This window comes from Kitasatospora sp. NPDC004799, from assembly GCF_040609095.1.
GTDB lineage: Bacteria > Actinomycetota > Actinomycetes > Streptomycetales > Streptomycetaceae > Kitasatospora.
Genome location: NZ_JBEXJK010000472.1, coordinates 1 through 6,213 on the forward strand (window position 1 = coordinate 1; position 6,213 = coordinate 6,213).

Here is a 6,213-nt window from a genome sequence, read left to right on the forward strand (position 1 = left end):
GTCTTCCCTCGATGTCGACGCCCTCCAGCGGGGGCGACATCAGCTCCTCCAGCGGCAGCTCAAAGGCGCTGGTAGGCGGCGCCGAGTTGGGCGGCCAGCGCCTCGCCGCCGGCGGCGGGGGCGGCGGGTTCGGTCGGCGCCGGAGGCGCGGGCGGCGGGGGCAACGGCGGCGGGGACAACGGCGGCGGGGACAACGGCGCCACCGACGGCGCCGCAACCGGCGCCACGAGCTCGGGCTCCGGTTCCGGTTCCGGTTCCGGTTCCGGTTCCGGCCCGGGCTCGGTCTCGGGCTCGGGCTTGGGCTCGGCCTCGACCGCCGGGGCCTCGGCAACCGGCACGTCGACGGTCGGTTCCTCCCGCTCGGGGACCTCAACGCCCATCCGAGGGGCCAACATTGCTCCCTCGTCGACTCCCTCGGGAGCCTCCGCCACGACCGCACCGCCGCCGCCCGAGGTCGAGACCGTGGCAGCGGGCTCCGGCACCGTCACCGGCAAGGGCTCGGGCACGACCACCGGCCCCGGCTCCACCACAGGCTGCGCCTCCGGCGCCACGACAGCCCCGACCCGCGTCACCGCCTCCACCTCCGTCACCGCCCCCGCAGCGCCCTCCGCCCCGATCCAGTCGAGCCCGTACAGCCGCGCGCAGAACCGCCCCACCGCCGCCGACTCCACGTCCAGCACCCCGGCCACCGCGAGCCCGAGCCGCGCCGGCCCGGCCGGGAGCGCGCCCAGCACCGTCCCGAGGTGGTCCCAGACCGTCTCCGGCACCGGCCGGCCCGGCGCGCCCACGACCAGCACCGGCCGCGCCGGGTCCGGTCGGCGCAGCCGGGGGCCGCGGTCCGCGGTGGCCGCCGGGCGCAGCCACAGGCCGGCCGCCACCGCCTCCAACTCCCCACCGGGGAAGGCCGGGTAGCGCGCCGCCCCCGGGGTCGCGGGCAGGTCGGGGCGGGTGCGCCAGCCGGCGGCCGTGACGGTGCGCTCGCGCGGGCGGGCCACCAGCTCGGTGAGGTACGGCTCCCAGCCCTCGCAGCCGTCCGCCGCCACGTGGACGTGCCGGGCGCCGACCCCGGAGGCCCCCGCCGTGCCCACCGGCACGCCGATCGCCGCCCGCACCTCCTGCCCGAGCGAGGCCGCCAACACGGCCACCAGCTCGATCAGTTCGACCGGCGCGGCCCAGGGCGCGCTCAGCGTGAGGCCGCCCGCCCGCCCGGCCGTCTCCTGCAACAGCGCCGCCGCGTTGGCCAGTTGGGCCCCGCTGGGCAGCGGACCGGCCGGCTCGCCGAGGACCAGCAGCAGCCCGCCCCCGGGCGCGACGGCCCGGTCCAGCACGGCGGGCCGGGCCGGGCCGACCGCCGCCTCGGTGACCCAGTACGCCCCGCCGGCCAGCGGGGTGACGGTCGCGGCGGCGGGCCAGCGCCCGCCGAGCGGCTCCGCTCCCCCGCCGGGCCGGCAGCGCCACCACGTCCCGTGCACCGCCGGCAGGGTGCCGTCCGCCTCGACGCTGACCACCGCGTCCGGGGCGACGACCGTCAACCCGCAGCGCCTGGCGAGCAGTTCGGCGGGCCGTCGGCCGTCCGGACCGAGCGCGGCCAGCCCGGAGGCGGCCAGCACCAGCACCTCGGCCCCGCGCTCGCGCGCCGCCCGGGCGAGTTCGTCCAGCGAGGCGAGCAGGACGGGCGCCGCGTCCGCGGCGGCGGCGAGCAGCAGCAGTTCCCGCGGCTCGGCCCGGACCGGCGCCAGCGCCTCGGCCAGTCCGTCCGCCTCGGCGCCGGGCGGCGCGATCACGTAGTGCGGGCCGAGCGCCCGCAGCGTCGAGGTGGTCACGTCCCCGGTCCCGCTCACTGCTCCTCCGCCAGGTGCCCGGTCTGCACCTGCACCGTCCGCCGCCGGGTGATGTACAGCCCGCGCCCGGTCGGGAACACCCGCGGCTTGATGTTGCCGAACAGATAGCCCTCCGACGGCGGGCAGGACATCAGCAGCGCGGGCGAGTTGACCTCCTGGAGCTTGCGCAGCAGCGGGTCGGCGAGCGAGCGGCCGATGCCGTTGGCGCCGCGCGCGACGACCAGGTGCAGGCCGATCTCGGCGCCCTGCGCCAGGTCCTCCAGCAGCGCGGCGAAGGGGTGGCTGCCGCCGCCCGAGCCGACCAGGTCGTAGTCGTCGACGAGGATGAACAGCTCCGGGCCGGTCCACCAGTCGCGCTGCCTGAGCCGGGCGGGCGCGATGTCGGCGGGCGGGATGCGGTTCTTCATCGCCCGGGAGGCCCCGTCGACGATCTGGCGGAGCTTGTCGACGGCCACCGCGTAGCCGAGCCGGTACTCCTCCGGCACCGCGTCGTACAGCCCGCGCCGGTAGTCCACCAGCATGATCCGCGCCTCGGACGGGGTGTACGCGGTGGTGATGGCCTTGATCATCAGCCGCAGCAGGTTGGTCTTGCCGGACTCGCTGTCGCCGACCACCAGCAGGTGCGGGCTCTCCTCGAAGTCGTGCCACAGCGGCGAGACCTCGGTGTCCTCCAGGCCGATCGGCACCCGCAGCCGGCCCTCGGGGGCGGGCAGCCGGGCGGCGTCCAGGGTGAGCGGCAGCATCCGCACCTCGGGGGCGCGCGGCCCGGTCCAGTGCGCGGCGACGGCGTCGACCAGGTCCGCGACGCCCTCGCCGAGGTCGTCGGTGCGCCCGGAGCCGTCGATCCGGGGCAGCGCGGAGAGGAAGTGCAGCTGCTCGTCGGTGAGGCCGCGGCCGGGCAGCTTGGGCACCTTGGCGGCGGCCCGCATGTTGATCATGGAGTCGACGGAGTCGCCGAGCCGCAGCTCGAAGCGGGTCTGCAGCTGGTCGCGCAGGCCGCCGGTGATCTCGCCCCAGCGGGTGGTGCCGATGACCAGGTGGACGCCGTAGTTGAGGCCGCGCTGGGACATCAGGGTGAGCGGCTGGACGAGGTCGTTGAACTCCTGGCGCAGGGTGTTCCAGCCGTCGACCACCAGGAAGACGTCGCCGTGCGCCTCGTCCGGCAGCTCGCCCGCGGCCCGGCGGCGCCGGAAGGACGCGACGGAGTCGATGCCCAGCTCGGCGAAGTACTGCTCCCGGCGGGTGATGATCGCGTTGACCTCGGCCACCGTCCGCAGCACTCGCTCGCCGTCGTGCCGGCCGGTGACCCCGCCGACGTGCGGCAGGGCGCGCAGGGTGGAGAGCGTGCCGCCGCCGAAGTCCAGGCAGTAGAACTGGACCTCGCGCGGGGTGTGGGTGAGCGCCAGCCCGGTGATCAGGGTGCGCAGCAGGGTGCTCTTGCCGCTCTGCGGCGCACCGGCGACACCGACGTGGCCGCCGGCCCCGGAGAGGTCGGCGGTGAGCAGGTCGCGCAGCTGGTGGAACGGGCGGTCGACCACGCCGACCGGCAGGCCGAGGGCGCCGTGGGCGGCCGCGTCCTCGGTGGTGAGGCCGCGCTCGGGGTGCGGGACCAGCGGCGGCAGCAGCTCGTCGAGGGTCGGCGGGACGTCCAGCGGCGGCAGCCAGACCCGGTGGGCGGGCGGGCCTGCGTCGCGCAGCCGCCCGGCCGCGACCTCCAGCAGCGAGCCGGCCGAGGTCGGCTCCTCCACCGGCTCGGCCTCCGCCGCCGGCCGCTGCCGGGGCATCACGTAGTCCGTGCCGTACGCGACGACCTGCCCGGCGATGGCGGCCTGTTGGGCGGCACGGCGCTTGGGCCGGTACGGGCCGGAGACGTAGGCGGCCTTGAACCGGGTGAGGGTGGAGATGTCGCTGCGCAGGAAGCCGTTGCCGGGCTGGGAGGGCAGCTGGTAGGCGTCCGGGACGCCGAGCACACCGCGGCTCTCCATCGCGGAGAAGGTGCGCAGGCCGATCCGGTAGGACAGGTGGGACTCCAGCGCGCTCATCCGGCCCTCGTCGAGCCGCTGCGAGGCCAGCAGCAGGTGCACCCCGAGCGAGCGGCCGAGCCGGCCGATCATCACGAAGAGCTCCATGAAGTCCCGGTGGGCGGAGAGCAGTTCGGAGAACTCGTCGACCACCACGAAGAGCGTGGGCAGCGGGCGCAGCGCGGTGCCGGCGGCGCGCGCGGTCTCGTAGTCCAGCAGCGAGGCGTAGCCGGCGTCGCGCAGCACCTCCTGGCGGCGGACGAGTTCGCCGTGCAGGGCGTCGCGCATCCGGTCGACCAGGGAGGCCTCGTCGGCCAGGTTGGTGATCACGGCGGAGGTGTGCGGCAGGGTGTCCAGGCCGAGGAAGGTCGCACCGCCCTTGAAGTCGACCAGGACGAAGTTGAGCACCTCGGAGGAGTGGGTGACGGCGAGCGCCAGCACCAGGGTGCGCAGCAGTTCGGACTTGCCGGAGCCGGTGGCGCCGATCAGCATGCCGTGCGGGCCCATGCCGCCCTGGGCGGACTCCTTGAGGTCGAGGTCGACGGGCCGGCCGTCCGGGCCGAGGCCGAGCGGCACCCGCAGCCGCTGCGGGATGCCGCGCTGGGCCCAGAGCGCGTCGACGTCGTGGGCGTACAGGTCGGGGATGCCGAGCAGGGCGGTCAGGTCGAAGTCGGTGGCGAGCGGTTCGGCGGCGTCGACGCCGTCGGCGATCCGGTAGCGGGCGAGCCGGGCGGCCAGCCGGGTCACCGCGGGCAGGGTGAGCGCGTCGGGCCGGCCGAGGTCGGTGACCACGTCCTTGCGGTTGCGGTCGGCGCCGACCAAGACGAGCCGGCCGTCCTCGATCCGCAGCCGCAGGGTGGTGCGGCCCGGGCGCCACTCCAGCGAGTCGGAGAGGTCGATCAGGACGGCGTTGCGGTAGCCGGTCAGCGCGGCGCGGCTGCCGGTGTGCGCGCCGGGACCGTCCAGGACCAGGACGGTGAACGGCTCGTCCCGGTCGGGTACGGCGTCCGGCTCGAAGCCGGGGCGGCCGGTGAACTCCTCGCCGAGCAGCTGTTCGACCTCGCCGAGGCTGCCGGCGACCAGCCGGACCGGGCCCGCGCCGTCGGTGTCGGTCGGGTGCAGGGCGTGCGGCAGCCACTTGGCCCACTCCCACGCGGCCCGCTGCTCGGGGTCGGTGACGACGGCGATCCGCAGCTCGTCCGGGCCGTGCACCACGGCGAGCTGGGCCAGCACCGCCCGGACCAGCGCGCGGGCGGCCTCCGGGTCGTCGGCGCGCAGCAGCAGGTGGGCGAAGCCGCGCAGGTGGATCGCCATCGGCTGGTCGGCTAGGGTGCCGTAGGCGTGGATGAAGCGGCGCAGCGCGTGGGCGCAGAGCGGCTCCAGGTCCTCCACCGGCTTGGTGGCCAGCGGCGCGAGCGGGGTGGCCAGGCGCTGGGCGCCGAGCGCGATCCGGACGTCGCTGAAGTCGGGGTGGGCGGCCCGCCGCTCCCACAGCCGGGTGGTGCCGACCAGCGCCCCCAGCTCGGCCGGCTCCGGGTGGCGCCAGGCCAGGGCCTTGCGCTGGGCGTCGATCGAGCGGCGCACCTGACGGCGCATCTGGGAGAGGTAGCGCAGGTAGTCGCGGCGCTCGGCGCTCAGCTGCTGCTTGCGGTCGCTGGAGCCGCGGATCAGCTGGGTGACCAGCATGCCGACGGCGGACAGCGCCATCATGCCCATCGCGACGTAGCTGAGCATGCCGCCGCCGCCCTCGCCGCCCCCGCCGGGGTGCAGGAACATGAACACCATCGAGAGCGAGCCGAGCGCCATCGGGGCCATGCTGATCACGCTGGCCATGCCGCTCTGCTTCTCCGGCAGGCCCGGCGGCTCCTGGAGCTGGATCTCCCCGTCCGGCATCTCGGGCCCCGGACGCCGGGGCGTCCGGTTGATCAGCTCCACGCTCACTCAGGGCTCCTTCTCGCCACGGCCGTTCCCTCTGGCTCACGGACGGCGCGGCACCGGAGGTTCAGCGGCGGCGCGCGGGCGCCCGGTTTGAACGCGCCACGCCGGGCAGGCCGTTCATCCGGGCGGAGAAGCGGACCACCCCACCGAACCGGAGGACCGGCGTGAGCAGCAGTGTCGTGGCAGGACTGTGCCGATTGAGGTTCCACGCGCCGGGGACGGCCTTCGAGCTGGCCGTCCCCGCCGACGTGCCGCTGGCCGACCTGCTGCCCGCCGTCCTCGGGCACGCCGGGCCCGAGCTCGCCGAGGAGGGCCTGGAGGCGCAGGCCTGCGGGATGACCTGGATCGTCTTGATCAGCGCGATGAAGGCCACCACGACCAGGACGACCAAAACGATAAGGACGGGTTCCACG

The 6,213-nt window shown here is 75.9% G+C and carries 2 protein-coding genes and 1 pseudogene; all 3 read right to left on the reverse strand.

Features of this window, described 5'->3' with window-relative positions; genetic code table 11:
* Nucleotides 1–59: 59 nt before the first annotated feature.
* Entirely contained in the window at nucleotides 60–1,841 is a 1,782-nt protein-coding gene (locus ABZW03_RS35740; protein ID WP_355268058.1) for a hypothetical protein, read from the reverse strand.
* A complete protein-coding gene (eccCa, locus tag ABZW03_RS35745) occupies nucleotides 1,838–5,755 on the reverse strand; it encodes a type VII secretion protein EccCa (protein WP_355268061.1) in 3,918 nt (1,305 codons plus the stop codon). The genes ABZW03_RS35740 and eccCa overlap by 4 nt, the downstream gene beginning before the upstream one ends.
* Before the next feature lie 361 nt (nucleotides 5,756–6,116).
* Nucleotides 6,117–6,212, reverse strand: a pseudogene (locus ABZW03_RS35750) (SPFH/Band 7/PHB domain protein); the annotation flags it as partial.
* Between the last annotated feature and the right edge of the window lies 1 nt (nucleotide 6,213).